Here is a 14,192-nt window from a genome sequence, read left to right on the forward strand (position 1 = left end):
GGACGCGCTCGCACCGCGCCTCCAGGCCGTCCGGAACCGCACCCTGTGACGTTCCCCATCCGCCCGCGCCCCCGCGCATGGGACAATCACCGCATGTCCGACGCAGAACCCGGCCTGCGCGAGCGGAAGCGCCGCGCCACCCGACTCGCGATCCAGCAGGCCGCGCTCCGCATCGCGATCGAGGAAGGGCTCGCGGCGGTGACGGTCGACGAGATCTCGCGGCGTGCGGACGTGTCGCCGCGGACGTTCTTCAACTACTTCCCGAACAAGGAAGGCGCGATCCTCGGCGACGATCCGACGCTGCCGGACGACGACACCCTCGCGGACTTCGTGGCCGGTGGGCCGACGGGGGACCTGCTCGCCGACCTCGGGGCGTTGCTCGTGCACTCGACGCGCGAACTCATCGAGGAGCGTGGGCTGATCGAGGAGCGGCAGCAGGTGCTCCGCGCCGCGCCGGAGCTCTTCAGTCGGCGGATGGAGTCGATGAAGGAGTTCCAGGCGGCGATCGAGGGGGCCATCCTAGCGCGCTTCGCGGCGGCCGCGGACGGAGCTCCGGACGCCTCCGGAGAGCCCCCGGAGCGGCGTCGGCGGGCGCGGCTGGCGTCCCTCGTGGCGTTGGCTGCGCTGCGGCACGCGTGGTGGGAGTGGTCGGACGCGGGGTCGGACACCCACCTCGTCGACGAGCTCGAACGGTCGTTCGCCGACCTCGACACGCTCGTTTCGCGTTCGCTCGTCTGAACCTGTATAGTCGTGTCCCGTGCCGCTCCGGCAACGGAGCGTCCGCCGCCTTAGCTCAGTCGGCAGAGCGATTCACTCGTAATGAATAGGTCGTCGGTTCGATTCCGACAGGCGGCTCCGAGAAGCCCCGGTCAGACAGTGTCTGACCGGGGCTTTCTGCTTCGCGCGCCGCGCGCCGCGCGCCGGGTGCCGGGCGCCGGGCGGCGGGTCGGGCCGAGCGCCTGCGCGCCCGGCCCGGCCCGGCCTCAGGGCAGGTAGTACGTCGGGTTCGGCAGCTTCACGCTCCGGTCCGCCGACCCACCGAGCAGGTCGCTGTACTGGTCGCCGAAGTTCGCCACCACGTCGTACCGCCCACCCGAGCGCGACTCGATGTGCGCACGGGTCTGCGACTTGTACTCGACGGTGGTGCACTTCGCCGTGGCGCAGGTGATGTACGACGGCTGCTGCGAGGCCCCGACGCCGGTCCACTTCGTGTAGTACGTCTGCGTGCCGCGCTGCGTCGCCGCGAACTGCGGGTACCCGACCTTCTGCAGGTTCTCGATCGTGGCGGTCTTCTGGTCGTCGTTGCGTCCGGTGAGCCCGATGATCGTGCAGCCGGAGCGCTGGGCGATCGACACGAGCGAGGTCATCGACGGGGTGGCGGGGAAGCGCTCGTCCTGCACCCACTCGTCCTGGCGGGCGGGATCGAACACGAAGTGCATGTCCGCGACCTCCATGTCGTAGGTCCACAGCGTCGTGTCGTCGGCGTCGAGCACGATGGCGGGGTTGCGGTGGAGCTTCCGGCCGACGGCGCACTGGGCTGCGACGACGGGAGCCTGCTTCCGGACGATGGACCGCATCTCGCGGATGTACGGGGAGTCGGTGCGGTTGGCGAGGCCGGTGCCGGGGTCGCCGTAGTACGTCGCGATGGTCGACTTCACGGAGTCGATGTTCGGGATGCCCTCGCCGCTCTGGGTGGCGCCGGAGGAGCCGTCGGCGGCCATGGTGAAGTGCGTGCGGGGCGTCAGGCGCGGCTCGGACACGCCGGGCAGGTCGGCCGAGGGCAGGTAGTAGGTCGGGTTCGGCAACTTCACCGAGCGGTCGGCGTACCCGCCCTGCAGGTCGCTCCACTGGTCACCGACGTTGAGCGCGATGTCGTAGCCGAGGTCCTGCTCGATGTGCTTCCGCGTGAGCGCCTTGTACTCGACGGTCGTGCACTTCGCCGTGGCGCAGGTGATGTACGACGGCTGCTGGGACGCACCGACTCCGGTCCACTTCGTGAAGAAGCGGTCCTGGGTGAACGCGGTGTAGCCGAGCTTCGACAGGTTCTGGACGGTGGCGGCCTTCTGGTCGTCGTTCCGACCGGTGAGTCCGAAGACCGTGAACCCGAGCGACTGCGCCCGGTTCACGAAGCCGACCATCGACGGCGTCGCGGGGAAGCGCTCGTCCTGCACCCACTCGTCCTGGCGGGCCGGGTCGAACACGAAGTGCATGTCCGCGACCTCCATGTCGTAGGTCCACAGCGTCGTGTCGTCGGCGTCGAGGACGATCGCGGGCTTCTCGCCGCGACGGACCGCGGCGTCGTGGATGCGCTGCAGCTGGGCGCTCTGCCGGTCGACGATGGACCGCATCTCGCGGATGTAGGGGGAGTCGGTGCGGTCGGCGAGTCCGGTGCCGGGGTCGCCGTAGTACGTCGCGATGGTCTTCTTGACCGAGTCGATGTTCGGGATGCCCTCGCCGCCCTGGCTCGCGCCGGAGGAACCGTCGGCCGCCATCGTGAACTGCGTCCGGGGCTGCAGTCCCGCGTCGGCCGAGTGTCCTGGCGGTGCCCAGCCGTGTCCGGGCGATCCCCAGCCGTGCGCGGTCGCCGGGGTGACACCGACGAGGGTCGAGGTGATGACGATGGCCGCGCTCGTGGCGACGACGGACAGGACGGATCGGCGCATGGAGGACCTGATCGCTTTCTGCTGGGGAAGCGGACGTCGGACGCGACCGCTGGACCCCCGTTCAGGGGGTGCAGCAGCACGCTAGCTGGCAATCACCAGTGCAGTCCATACCAAAGTGCTGCGGGTGGACAGCGGTGTGCCGAGCACGGCCCCTGGTAGACAGGTCCCATGACGGTTCGCTGGGGAGTCATCGGTACGGGCGGCATCGCACGGTCCTTCGTGGGCGACTGCACGGCCGCGGGGGTCGAGTTCGTCGCGGTCGGCAGCCGGACGCCCGCGAGCGCCGAGACGTTCGCGGCCGAGTTCGGGATCCCTCGGGCGCACGGCTCCTACGAGGACCTCGTCGCCGACGACGGTGTCGACGCCGTCTACGTCGCGACACCGCACTCGCGGCACGCGGCGGACGCACTGCTCGCCATCGAGGCCGGCAAGCACGTCCTCGTCGAGAAGGCCTTCACGATCACGGCCGACGAGGCCCGCCTGGTGGTCGACGCCGCCCGGCGCGCCGATGTCGCCGTCATGGAGGCGATGTGGACGCGTTTCCTCCCGCAGATGTCGATGATCCGCGAGCTCGTGGCCGAGGGACGCATCGGGCGGGTCCGGCTCGTCGAGGCGACCCACCACCAGGCGCTGCCGTCCGACCCGGCACACCGGTTGAACGACCCGGCGCTCGGCGGTGGCGCGATGCTTGACCTCGGCATCTACCCGATCTCCTTCGCGGTCGACGTCCTCGGCGTCCCCACGTCGGTCGTCGCCGCGGGCACCCTGAGCGAGCAGGGCGTCGACACCCAGATGGGCCTGGTGCTGACGCACGAGGGCGGGACGCAGTCGATGCTCCACTTCGGGCTCGACCTCCGCAGTCCGAACACCGCGTCGGTCATCGGCGAGGACGGCCGCATCGACCTGGACTCGACGTGGTTCACGCCGACGACCTGGCGGCTCCGCGACCGCGACGGGAACGTCGTCGAGGAGTTCGACGGGCGCGAGGAGCTCACCGGCTACGCGCACGAGGTGCGCGCGTTCGAGTCGATGGTCGAGTCCGGCACCCACGAGGGCGGCCCGATGGACCCCGAGGAGACGGTCGCGATCATGGGGCTCATGGACGAGGCCCGCCGACAGGTCGGCGTCCGGTACCCGGCTGACGGCTGACGCGACCGGCCGACGGCTGACGCCCGGAGGGGCGCGGAACGTCCGGATCCGGAAAGTGGCCCTGGAGGCTCCTCCCGCAGTTCCGTAGGATCGTTCGCGATGTCCGACCAGCAGCCTTCACCGCGCGGCGTCGCGGACCGCCTCCGCGACGCGCGCACCGCCGTCCGCGCCTCGTTCGCCCGCCGCCCGGTGCCGTGGATCGCGGGTGGCCTCGCGACCGTGCTCGTGCTCGGGTCCGGCGGTGCCGTGGCCGTGGCAGCGGCGACGATGCCGACCCCGACGACCACGGCGGCCGCGACGGCGTCCGCCACCTCGTCGAGCAGCCCCGCACCGACGACGGCCGCCCCCACCCCGACACCGACGCCGAGCGGCCGCGCCGTGCCGGACGACGCCGCTGGCCCGTCCGCCCTCCGGACGTGCACGATCACGAACGCCGCCTCGGCGAGCGGCCTCGGCGCGTTCGAGGGGTACGTCATGAACGCGAAGACCGGCGAGGTGCTGTTCTCGCGCAACGGTGACGAGGCCGCACAGACCGGCAGCGTGATGAAGACCCTGACGACGGCGACCGCGCTGGCCGTCCTCGGCGGCGACCACCGCATCCCGACCACCGTGACGAAGGAGTCCGGCGGTGCGATCGCCCTCGTCGGCCACGGCGACGCCACGCTCTCGGCAGGCGGAGCGACGATGTACCCGGGCGCCCCGACGCTCGCGCAGCTCGCCCAGCAGGTGAAGGCGAAGCTCGGCAACACCCCGGTGACGACGATCGTCACGGACGACACGTACTGGAACGACGCCGACGCCTGGGACCCCACGTGGCCGGTGAGCGAGCGGACGATCGGCTACCAGCCGAACGTCACGGCGCTCATGGTCGACGCTGACCGCGCGAACCCGGGTGCCCAGACGTCGCCGCGCTCCACCGACCCGGTCGGTCGCGCCGGGGACCTGTTCCGCACGGCCCTCGCGAACGCCGGGGTCGCCGGTGCGGGGAACGCGCAGATCGTCAAGCGTGCCACGACCAGCACGGACACGATCGCCACGGTCTCGTCGCAGCCGGTGTCGACGCTCATCGGGCAGATGATCCCGAACTCGGACAACACCCTCGCCGAGATGCTCGCGCGGATCTCGTCGAAGGAGTCCGGCTCTGACGGCTCCGCAGCCTCGCTGACCGCCGTGTACCAGGCAGCCCTGAAGTCCTACGGCGTCGACCCTGCCGGCATCGTCATCAAGGACGGCTCGGGGGAGAGCGCCGCGAACGCCGTGTCGCCGAACTTCGTCGCGCACCTCATGGTGCAGGTCGCCGCCGGTGCGAAGGGCCTCGGGACGCTCGCGAACGCCCTGCCGGTGTCCGGGCAGTCCGGCACGCTGGCCGGTCGGTTCACCGGGGCGAACGCGGTCGCCCGGGGCAAGGTGCACGCGAAGACCGGGTGGATCGACAGCGCGAACACCCTCGGCGGCTACATCGACGCGGCCGACGGCACCCGGCTGACGTTCGCGTTCTACGCGATCGGGTCCTCGCGGGCCGCGGCGCTGCCCGCACTCGACGCGGTGACTGCGGCGACGTACTCGTGCGGGAGCAGGCTCACCGGCTCCTGAGGCCGCGGGTGTTGGATGAGTCCATGTCCAGGGCACTCCTCGTCGTCGACGTCCAGAACGACTTCACCGAGGGCGGTGCCCTCGGTGTGACCGGCGGCGACGACCTCGCACGACGCATCACCGCGTTCCTCGGTCGGCACGCCGACGAGTACGACCTCATCGTCGGCTCCCGCGACTGGCACCACGGCGACGATGACAACGGCGGCCACTTCGCCGGTCCCGAGGGTCCGGACTACGAGACGACCTGGCCGATGCACTGCGTCGCCGGGACCCCGGGGGCCGAGTACCACCCGCGGCTCGACACCGCTCCGATCGACGTCCATGTCTTCAAGGGGCAGGGCACGCCGGACTACTCGGCGTTCCAGGCGCGCACCGAGGACGGCGTCCCGCTGCCCGAGGTCCTCGCCGATCACCGCGTCGTGACGATCGACGTGGTCGGCATCGCCACCGACTACTGCGTGCGCGCCTCGGCGCTCGACGCCCGGGCTGCGGGATACGACGTCGCGGTCTACGACGACCTCGTGGTCGGGGTGGACGACGCCCGCAGCGCGCGGGCGCTCGACGAGATCCGCGCCGCAGGCGGGCACGTCGACCACAGCGACATGGACGAGGGACTGGCGAACCCCGGCGGGGCGCTCCTCTGACCTCGGCGTACCGTCGACCGACCGCGGCCGCGCCGGCTCAGACGAGCAGCTGGTGCTTCGCCAGGTCGCGGTAGAGCGGCGTCGACTCGACGAGTTCCGAGTGGGTCCCGACGCCGACGACGCGGCCGTGCTCGAGCACGACGATCACGTCGGAGTCCACCACCGTAGACAGCCGGTGCGCGATCACGAGCAGCGTGCGGTCCTCGGCCACGGCATCGATCGCGAGGCGCATCTTCTGCTCGTTGACGCCGTCGAGCGACGAGGTGGACTCGTCGAGCAGCAGGATCGGGGGAGCGGCGAGGAGTGCCCGGGCGATCGCGAGCCGCTGCCGTTCACCGCCGGAGAGCATGACGCCGTCCTCGCCGACCTGGGCGTCGAGGCCGCGGGGGTCGCGGTGCAGGACCTCGCCGAGGTTGACGGCCTCGAGCACGCGGACGCAGTCGTCCTCGGTGGCGTCCGGTGAACCGAGCAGCAGGTTCGCCCGGATCGTGCCGGCGAGCACCGGAGCGTCCTGTTCGACGTACCCGATCTGCGCGCGCAGCTCGGCGCGGTCGAGGCCACGGACGTCGACGCCGCCGAGCCGGATGACCCCGTCGGTCGGGTCGTAGAACCGTTCGATGAGGGCGAGCGTGGTCGACTTGCCCGCGCCGGACGGTCCCACGAGTGCGACCCGCGATCCGCGGGGGACCCGGAAGGACACGTCGTGCAGCACCACGTCGTCGGAGGCGGTGTCGTCGTCGACGGCCGGCTCGGCGCCGTCCGCACCGGAGGCCTGGGCCGGACGCGCGTACCGGAACGACACGTGTTCGAAGGCGATCGCGTCGTCGCTCTCCACCGCTGCGGCGACGCGGACGGCCTGGTCGTCCTGCGCCTCGGTCGGGAGGTGCAGGATCTCCTCGATCCGGCCGAGCGCACCGAGCGCCTGGGCGACGGCGACGGCAGCGCCCATGGCCTGGCCGAGCGGCATGATCATCATGAAGAGCAGCAGGATGAACGTGATGAGCGTCGCGATCGTGATGGTGCCGGCTGCGACCTGTGCACCACCGACCCCGAGGACGGCGATGAACGCGACCTGCATGACGATGCTCGCGACCGGGACGACGAACGCCGACATCCGCGCGATGTCGAGGCCTCGACGGTAGGCCTCGGTCGCGTGGCCGTCGACCTCGTGCACCTCGCGCTCGGTGGCACCGGCGGCACGGATCGTGCGGACGGCACCGATGCCGCGTTCGACCGCCGCGGTGAGGTCGCCGACCTTCTCCTGCGCACGCTTCGACGCGACGCGGATGCGGCGGCTGAGCCCGCCGACGACGACGATCGCGACGAGCACGATGACGACGACGATGCCGAGGAGCAGCGGGTCGATGACGGCCATCGCGATGATCGCGCCGATGAACGTCAGGGCGCCGCCGATCGACTCGATGAGGCCCTGCGTCAGCACGGCGCGCAGCAGTGTCGTGTCGCTGCCGACGCGGGAGACGAGGTCGCCGGTGCGGCGCGTGTCGAACTCGGAGATCGGCAGGTTGAGGATACGCGCGATGAGCTTCCGCCGGGTGGACAGGACGACGCCTTCACCCGCGCGCTGCAGCAGGAAGTGCTGCACACCGTTGAGGACGCCCGCGACGATGACGAGTCCGACGAGCAGCCAGACGAGGGTGCTCAGGGTGTTGCCGTGCTGGACGGCGGTGATGACCTGGTTGACGAGCAGCGGCTGCGCGAGGGACGCACCGGCACCGAGGACGCTCAGCACGATGATGACGACCATCGCGGGCTTGTTCTCGAACAGGTAGCTCAGCAGTCGGCCGAACGTGGCGCGGGGACCGTCGGTCTTCTTGGCTCTGGCGAAGGGGGAGCTCATCGTGTTCCTAGTTTCTGCCGTACTTCTTGTGCACTGCCTGGCGGCTGACGCCGAGCAGCGTCGCGATCTCCTGCCACGAGGCGCCGGCGTTCCGGGCACGTCGGGCCGCGAGTTCCTCGGTCCGGTCGAGCTCACGACGGAGTTCGCGCACGCTGGCGAGGGCGGAGAACGGGTCGTCTCCGGCTGCGCCGGCGGCGAGGCTCGTGATGGTCGGTCGGTCCACGCGTGTCAACCTACATTGACGTACTGATGGATGTCAACCCGGGTTGACGACGGACGGGAGGCGCGGTGCCAGCCGGCACCGCGCCTCCCGTCTGCGGAAGTGGTCGCGTCAGGCGCGCGCGTCCACCGGTGCTGCGTCCGGTTCACCGGCGGTGTCCGCCGCGTCGAGCGCGGCGCTCTTCGTCTCGCGGATGAAGAACAGGGCGACGAGCGTCACGACCGCGGCGATCGTGAGGTACAGCCCGACCAGGAAGATGTTGCCGTCCGGCTGCCACAGCGCGAGCGCGATGGTCGGAGCGAGCGAAGCGCCGAGGATCGACGCGACGTTGTAGGCGATCGCCGAACCCGTGTAGCGCACGTTCGTCGGGAAGAGCTCCGGCAGGAGGGCGCCCATCGGACCGAACGTCAGGCCCATCAGCGACAGTCCCACGATCAGGAACGTCACCACCGTGATCGGACCGGTCGACGCGGCGAACCAGAACTGGAACGTCAGGCCGAAGAGCGCGATGCCGATCGTGGTCGGGATGAGCGTGCGACGACGGCCGAACTTGTCGGCGAGGATGCCTGCGATCGGCGTGAAGATGCCGAAGAACACGACGCCGATCATGAGCAGCGTGAGGAACTCGCCACGGGTGTAGCCGAGGCCGATCTTCGGGACGAGGGGGCCGGCCTCGGCGCCCGTGGTGCCGTAGGACAGCGTGAACGTCGTCATGAAGTAGAAGAGGACGTAGGTCGCGACCATGCCGAAGGTGCCGACGATCACGGCGCGCCACGAGGTGCGGAACACCCGGCCGAGCGGGACCTTGGCGACCGAACCGGACTCCTGGACGCCACGGAACACCGTGGACTCGACGAGCTTGAACCGCACGTAGAGGCCCACGATCACCAGGACGGCCGACAGCAGGAACGGGAGTCGCCAGCCCCAGGCCTGGAAGTCCGGGTTCGGGGTGCCGTCGGCACCGGCGGGCATCGCCGCGTTGATTGCGATGAACAGGCCGTTGGCGAGCAGGAAGCCGATCGGGGCGCCGAGCTGCGGCATCGAGCCGAACACCCCGCGCTTGCCCTTCGGCGCGTTCTCGGTCGCGAGCAGTGCCGCGCCCGACCACTCGCCACCGAGCCCGACGCCCTGGGCGAAGCGCATCACGGCGAGGAGCACCGGAGCCCAGATGCCGATCGAGTCGAACGTCGGCAGGCAGCCGATGAGGAACGTCGCGGTGCCCATCACGAGCAGGGACGCCACGAGGGTCGCCTTGCGGCCGACGCGGTCGCCGAAGTGGCCGAAGATGATCGAGCCGACCGGGCGGGCGAAGAACGCGAGGGCGAACGTGACGAACGAGGACAGCTGGGATGCCGTCGGGTCCTCGTTCGGGAAGAAGAGCGTCGGGAAGACGAGGACCGCGGCGGTCGCGTAGACGTAGAAGTCGTAGAACTCGATGGAGGTGCCGACGAGGCTGGCGATCACGACGCGGGAGCGCGGGTTGCCTGCGGTCTTCGGGGATGCGGGTGCCGGTGCGGCGGACATGGGGTGAGGAGACTCCGTGGATGACGCTCGGGGGAGCGCAGCGGTGTTCCGGACGGCGGACACCGATCGGTTCGCGCGGGGTGGCGCGGGCACTGATCGGGTGCGTTCGGTTCGTGGTGGTGTACCGCTTGTGACGGGGGCCACCATCGTACGACAGATGTCGTGAACCTGCGAATCCGCTGGATCGTGACCGGGCCGAGCCGGGCCGGGGCTCGGTCAGGCCAGCGGGCTGCCCGCTTCGAGGTGCGCGGGGAGCTGGTGTCCCATCCGGTCGCGCTTCGTGTCGAGGTACGCCGCGTTCTGCGCGGAGACGCCGACGACCAGCGGCACCAGGCTCTCGACCGTGATGCCGTGCTCCTCGAGCTGGCGACGCTTCTCGGGGTTGTTCGACAGGAGGCGGACGGTGGTGATGCCGAGGTCGGCGAGGATGCCGGCCGCGCCGCCGTACGCCCGCGAATCGGCGGGGAGACCGAGCGCGAGGTTCGCGTCGAGCGTGTCGAGGCCGTCCTCCTGCAGGCGGTAGGCCTTGAGCTTGTTGATCAGACCGATGCCGCGGCCCTCTTGCCCGCGGAGGTAGATCACGACGCCGCCCTCGGCCGCGATCGTGTCGAGCGCGGCGTCGAGCTGCGGGCCGCACTCGCACTTGAGGGACCCGAACGCCTCTCCCGTCAGGCACTCCGAGTGCACCCGGACGAGGGCGCCGTCGCGCGGTGCTGCACCGTCCGGGCCGGTGGCGATGATCGCGACGTGCTCGGCGCTCGTCACGAGGTCGCGGTACGCGCGCATCTCGAACGTGCCGTGCGTGGTCGGGACGTTCGTCGACACCTCGAACTGGACCGGGCTCCCGGGGGTGGGGGAGATGAGTGCATCGGTCATGTGGTGCTCCGGTCGTTCTGGGGCCCCGCGATCCCGGGCTCGGCCGCCGCCGGCCGGGGCGCGCGGTGGGGTCGTGCTCGGACCAGCAGGTCGGGGCCGAGGCTGGTGGTCGATAGTACGTCCAACCGCCGACGCTCGCCGATGCTTCCCACGCCGACGTCACCGAGGGCGACACGGGGGCCGCCGAGCAGGACGGGCGCGAGGTAGACGAGGTACTCGTCCACCAGACCGGCCGCGACGAGCGCCGAGGCGACGGTGGGTCCTCCCTCGACGAACACCGAGTGCACGCCGTGGTCCCGCAGCGCGTGGAGCGAGGCGGCGAGGTCGTGGCCGGACAGCGTCAGCAGGGTGCGAGGGTGGCGGCGGACCGCGGCGTCGTCGGGGACCGGCCGGTCGCCGAACACCACCGGGACGGGCTGGTCGGCGAGGAGTTCGCCGGCGTCGCCCCGCGCGGTGAGGCTCGGGTCGTCGGCGAGGACCGTGCCCGTCCCGACGAGGATCGCGTCGTGCGCGGCGCGCTGTTCGTGGACGTGCTGGCGTGCGGCCGCACCGGTGATCCACTGGCTCGTGCCGTCGGCCGCCGCGGCCCGGCCGTCGAGGCTCGATGCCCACTTCACCGTCACCCACGGGCGTCCGAGGCGCACCGAGAGGAGCCAGCGCTCGAGGAAGTCCTCGACCTCGTCGGCGAGGACGCCCGAGACGACGTCGACTCCGCCGGACCGGAGTCGCTCGGCACCCCCGTGGGCTGCCGGCCCGGGGTCGTCGACGGCGTACACGACGCGGCCGATCCCCGCTTCGAGCAGGGCGACGGCGCACGGGCCGGTGCGTCCGGTGTGGTTGCAGGGTTCGAGGGTGACGACGGCGGTCGCGCCGACCAGGTGTGCGGGGTCGACCTTCGCCATCGCGTCGACCTCGGCGTGCGGGGTGCCGGCGCCCTTGTGCCAGCCCTCGGCGAGGACCGCTCCGTCGGGGGAGAGGATCACGGCGCCGACGCGGACGTGGTCACCGACCGCAGGGCCGAGGGCCGCGAGCTCGAGGCCACGGCGCATCGCACGGAGCTCGGCCGGCGAGACCGAGGGGTGCGCTGCGGGGGAGGCCGCGGAGTCCGACGGCCGAGGGGTGACGGTCACGGTCCGAGACTATCCGCGAACGGTCGGTGACGCGTCATCCGGGCGTGCCGTCGTCGTCTCGGCCGGCCACGGCAGGTCGGACGCGGGAGCGCCGTCGGCCCGCCGGAGCCCCTTCCACGCCGTCGTCGGAGCGCCGTCCCGCCCGGGGATGAGCGCGTCGCCGGTGCCGGTGTACGAGAACCCCGCGGCACGGGCGACCGAGGCCGAGGCGGTGTTGCCGACGTAGCACTCCCAGTACACGTCCGGCGCACCCTGCGCGAAGGCCCAGTCGAGCACGAGGCCGACGGCGTCGTGCATCAGCCCGGCCCCGCGTGCGGAGGGTGCGAGCCAGAAGCCGAGGTCGCGCCGCGCAGTGCGGTACCCGATGATCCCCTCGAGCCAGGTGGACCCCGTCCGACGGATCGCCCAGGTGTACTCGCGGTCGGAGGCCCAGCCCGGACCGACGAGCGCGTCGACGAAGGTCGTGGCGTCCCGGGCGGTGTACGGCGTGGGGATCGTCGTCCAGCGCACGATGTCCGGGTCCTGGCAGGCCTCGGTGATCGCCGTCGCGTCCGCCCGGGTGGGCACGTCGAGGTGCACCCGGGCAGACGACAGCGTGACGGGGCGCACGGTCAGCGCCGGGTGCGGGGAACGAAGCCGATGCGCTCGTAGACCTTCGCGAGGGTCTCGGCGGCGATCGACTCGGCACGCTCGGCGCCGACGGCGAGGAGCCGGTCGAGCTCGGCCGGGTCGTCGAGCAGCTCGAGCGTGCGGGCGCGCACGGGCTCGAGCTCGGCCACGACGGCGTCGGCGACCTCGCCCTTCAGGTCCCCGTAGCCCTTGCCCTGGAACGACTCCTCGAGCGCGGCGACCGGGGTGCCGGTGAACGCCGAGAGGATCGACAGCAGGTTCGTCACGCCCGGCTTCGCCTGACGGTCGGCCCGGATCTCGCGCTCGGTGTCGGTGACCGCCGAGCGGATCTTCTTCGCGGTGCGCTTCGGGTCGTCGAGCAGGCGGATGAGGCCGTTGTCCGACGCGGCCGACTTGCTCATCTTGCTCGTCGGGTCCTGCAGGTCGTAGATCCGCGCCGTGTCGGTGAGGATCCGGGCATCCGGTACGACGAACGTGTCGCCGAACCGCGAGTTGAAGCGCCCGGCGAGGTCGCGGGTGAGCTCGACGTGCTGCCGCTGGTCGTCACCGACCGGCACGACCTTCGTGTCGTACAGCAGGATGTCCGCCGCCATCAGGATCGGGTACGTGAAGAGGCCGACCGACGCGGCTTCGGTGCCCTGCCGGGCGGACTTGTCCTTGAACTGGGTCATCCGGCTCGCCTCGCCGAAGCCGGTGAGGGTGTTCAGCACCCACGCGAGCTCGGCGTGCGCCGGGACGTGCGACTGCACGAACAGCGTCGCCTTGGTCGGGTCGATGCCCGAGGCGATGTACTGCGCGGCCGTCGCCCGGGTGTTCGCGCGGAGCTCGGCCGGGTCCTGCGGGGACGTGATCGCGTGCATGTCGACGACGCAGTAGATGGCGTCGTAGTCGTCGAGCAGCGTCCGCCACTGCATGAGCGCGCCGATGTAGTTGCCGAGGTGGAGGGAACCGGCCGAGGGCTGGATGCCCGAGAAGATGCGCGTCTTGGTCATGGTGCTGTCCTGTGCTGGAGAAGTGTGGGGGTGCGGGTCAGAGTTCGTAGTCGACGACCACGGGAGCGTGGTCGGACCATCGCTGGTCGTACGCGGCAGCGCGGTCGACCGTGTACTGCGTGACCTTGGCGGCGAGCTCCGGGGTCGCCATCTGGTAGTCGATCCGCCAGCCCGTGTCGTTGTCGAACGCCTGGCCGCGCCACGACCACCACGTGTACGGCCCCTCGACGTCGCCGGCCTGGGCGCGACCGACGTCGACCCAGCCGAGACCGGGCCCGGTCGTGCCGTCGGCGCCCTCGACCTCGGCGCCCTGCTCGCCGAAGAACCGCGAGAAGTAGGCACGCTCACGCGGCAGGAAGCCCGCGCGCTTGACGTTGCCCTTCCAGTTCTTGATGTCCCGCTGGTCGTGCCCGACGTTGAGGTCGCCGACGACGACCGCGAGCGGGTTGTGCTCGCGGAGCCTCGGCAGCCGCTCGGTCATCGCGTCGAGGAACTTCCACTTCTCGTCCTGCTTCGGGGTGTCCACCTCGCCCGAGTGCACGTACGTCGAGACGACCGTCACCGTGGTGCCGCCGATCTCGTAGTCGGCCTCGAGCCAGCGCCCGGCGGAGTCGAAGTCGTCCGCACCGAGCGCGACGCGGTGCACGTGCGCGCTGTGGCGGGAGGCGATCGCGACGCCCGCTCGACCCTTCGCGGTGGCGGGGTCGTGCACGATGTCCCACTCGTCGCCGAGGAGCCCGGCGAGGTCGTCGCTCGACGCGCGGACCTCTTGCAGGGCGAGCACGTCGACGTCGCGGGTGGCGAGCCAGTCGCCCATGCCCTTCCGGAACGCGGCACGGATGCCGTTCACGTTGACGGATGCGAGGCGCAGGCGTGTCATGCAGAACACCCTATCGGCGGGTGCCGACACGGC

General features: G+C 71.2%; 12 protein-coding genes, 1 tRNA gene and 1 pseudogene. 5 read left to right on the top strand and 9 right to left on the bottom strand.

The features are described from left to right. Positions 1-93 precede the first annotated feature (93 nt). A complete protein-coding gene (locus ACEN8D_RS17560; RefSeq protein WP_413399248.1) occupies positions 94-738 on the top strand; it encodes a TetR/AcrR family transcriptional regulator in 645 nt (214 codons plus the stop codon). Positions 739-782: 44 nt separating this feature from the next. Further along, positions 783-855: transfer RNA gene (locus ACEN8D_RS17565), tRNA-Thr, on the top strand. Positions 856-983: 128 nt separating this feature from the next. On the opposite strand, the gene ACEN8D_RS17570 is transcribed toward ACEN8D_RS17565, so the two are convergent. After that, positions 984-2,663 carry an HAD family acid phosphatase gene (locus tag ACEN8D_RS17570; protein ID WP_413399157.1) on the bottom strand — a complete coding sequence of 560 codons (1,680 nt, stop codon included), beginning with the start codon at positions 2,661-2,663 and terminating at the stop codon, positions 984-986. 168 nt (positions 2,664-2,831) lie between these two features. Between ACEN8D_RS17570 and ACEN8D_RS17575 the strand changes: the two genes are divergently transcribed. The 3 genes from ACEN8D_RS17575 to ACEN8D_RS17585 all read left to right on the top strand — a co-directional run bounded on the left by ACEN8D_RS17575 (position 2,832) and on the right by ACEN8D_RS17585 (position 6,049). Continuing rightward, the gene (locus ACEN8D_RS17575) at positions 2,832-3,812 is read left to right on the top strand and encodes a Gfo/Idh/MocA family protein (protein ID WP_413399159.1); all 981 of its coding nucleotides are present in this window, start codon (positions 2,832-2,834) and stop codon (positions 3,810-3,812) included. A 99-nt stretch (positions 3,813-3,911) separates the two neighbouring features. Beyond that, on the top strand, positions 3,912-5,405 hold the full coding sequence (dacB, locus tag ACEN8D_RS17580) for a D-alanyl-D-alanine carboxypeptidase/D-alanyl-D-alanine endopeptidase (RefSeq protein WP_413399160.1): 1,494 nt from the start codon (positions 3,912-3,914) through the stop codon (positions 5,403-5,405). Between the two features lie 23 nt (positions 5,406-5,428). Continuing rightward, a complete protein-coding gene (locus tag ACEN8D_RS17585) occupies positions 5,429-6,049 on the top strand; it encodes an isochorismatase family protein (protein ID WP_413399161.1) in 621 nt (206 codons plus the stop codon). Between the two features lie 37 nt (positions 6,050-6,086). Here the strand turns inward: ACEN8D_RS17585 and ACEN8D_RS17590 are convergent, their stop codons facing one another. From ACEN8D_RS17590 to ACEN8D_RS17625, 8 genes and pseudogenes are all read right to left on the bottom strand, one after another. Then, on the bottom strand, positions 6,087-7,907 hold the full coding sequence (locus tag ACEN8D_RS17590) for an ABC transporter ATP-binding protein (RefSeq protein ID WP_413399162.1): 1,821 nt from the start codon (positions 7,905-7,907) through the stop codon (positions 6,087-6,089). A gap of 7 nt (positions 7,908-7,914) precedes the next feature. Continuing rightward, the gene (locus ACEN8D_RS17595; protein ID WP_022907338.1) at positions 7,915-8,130 is read right to left on the bottom strand and encodes a hypothetical protein; all 216 of its coding nucleotides are present in this window, start codon (positions 8,128-8,130) and stop codon (positions 7,915-7,917) included. A 108-nt stretch (positions 8,131-8,238) separates the two neighbouring features. After that, positions 8,239-9,651 (bottom strand): MFS transporter, encoded by a 1,413-nt coding sequence (locus tag ACEN8D_RS17600; RefSeq protein WP_070418423.1) that lies wholly within the window; start codon positions 9,649-9,651, stop codon positions 8,239-8,241. A 216-nt stretch (positions 9,652-9,867) separates the two neighbouring features. After that, a pseudogene (ribA, locus tag ACEN8D_RS17605) lies at positions 9,868-10,494 on the bottom strand (GTP cyclohydrolase II); the annotation flags it as partial. A 29-nt stretch (positions 10,495-10,523) separates the two neighbouring features. Continuing rightward, entirely contained in the window at positions 10,524-11,576 is a 1,053-nt protein-coding gene (gene ribD / locus ACEN8D_RS17610; protein WP_309886486.1) for a bifunctional diaminohydroxyphosphoribosylaminopyrimidine deaminase/5-amino-6-(5-phosphoribosylamino)uracil reductase RibD, read from the bottom strand. A 90-nt stretch (positions 11,577-11,666) separates the two neighbouring features. Next, positions 11,667-12,266 carry a GNAT family N-acetyltransferase gene (locus ACEN8D_RS17615; RefSeq protein WP_175496049.1) on the bottom strand — a complete coding sequence of 200 codons (600 nt, stop codon included), beginning with the start codon at positions 12,264-12,266 and terminating at the stop codon, positions 11,667-11,669. 2 nt (positions 12,267-12,268) lie between these two features. Further along, positions 12,269-13,279 (bottom strand): tryptophan--tRNA ligase, encoded by a 1,011-nt coding sequence (gene trpS, locus ACEN8D_RS17620; protein ID WP_413399260.1) that lies wholly within the window; start codon positions 13,277-13,279, stop codon positions 12,269-12,271. A gap of 37 nt (positions 13,280-13,316) precedes the next feature. Continuing rightward, a complete protein-coding gene (locus tag ACEN8D_RS17625) occupies positions 13,317-14,159 on the bottom strand; it encodes an exodeoxyribonuclease III (RefSeq protein WP_413399261.1) in 843 nt (280 codons plus the stop codon). Between the last annotated feature and the right edge of the window lie 33 nt (positions 14,160-14,192).

The sequence above is a fragment of the Curtobacterium sp. Curtsp22 genome (genome assembly GCF_059492135.1).

Coding starts and splice junctions, on each gene's coding strand:
- ACEN8D_RS17560 (WP_413399248.1), top strand. CDS start 94: ATGTCCGACGCAGAACCCGGCCTGCGCGAGCGGAAGCGCCGCGCCACC.
- ACEN8D_RS17570 (WP_413399157.1), bottom strand. CDS start 2,663: ATGCGCCGATCCGTCCTGTCCGTCGTCGCCACGAGCGCGGCCATCGTC.
- ACEN8D_RS17575 (WP_413399159.1), top strand. CDS start 2,832: ATGACGGTTCGCTGGGGAGTCATCGGTACGGGCGGCATCGCACGGTCC.
- dacB (WP_413399160.1), top strand. CDS start 3,912: ATGTCCGACCAGCAGCCTTCACCGCGCGGCGTCGCGGACCGCCTCCGC.
- ACEN8D_RS17585 (WP_413399161.1), top strand. CDS start 5,429: ATGTCCAGGGCACTCCTCGTCGTCGACGTCCAGAACGACTTCACCGAG.
- ACEN8D_RS17590 (WP_413399162.1), bottom strand. CDS start 7,907: ATGAGCTCCCCCTTCGCCAGAGCCAAGAAGACCGACGGTCCCCGCGCC.
- ACEN8D_RS17600 (WP_070418423.1), bottom strand. CDS start 9,651: ATGTCCGCCGCACCGGCACCCGCATCCCCGAAGACCGCAGGCAACCCG.
- ribD (WP_309886486.1), bottom strand. CDS start 11,576: ATGCGCCGTGGCCTCGAGCTCGCGGCCCTCGGCCCTGCGGTCGGTGAC.
- trpS (WP_413399260.1), bottom strand. CDS start 13,279: ATGACCAAGACGCGCATCTTCTCGGGCATCCAGCCCTCGGCCGGTTCC.
- ACEN8D_RS17625 (WP_413399261.1), bottom strand. CDS start 14,159: ATGACACGCCTGCGCCTCGCATCCGTCAACGTGAACGGCATCCGTGCC.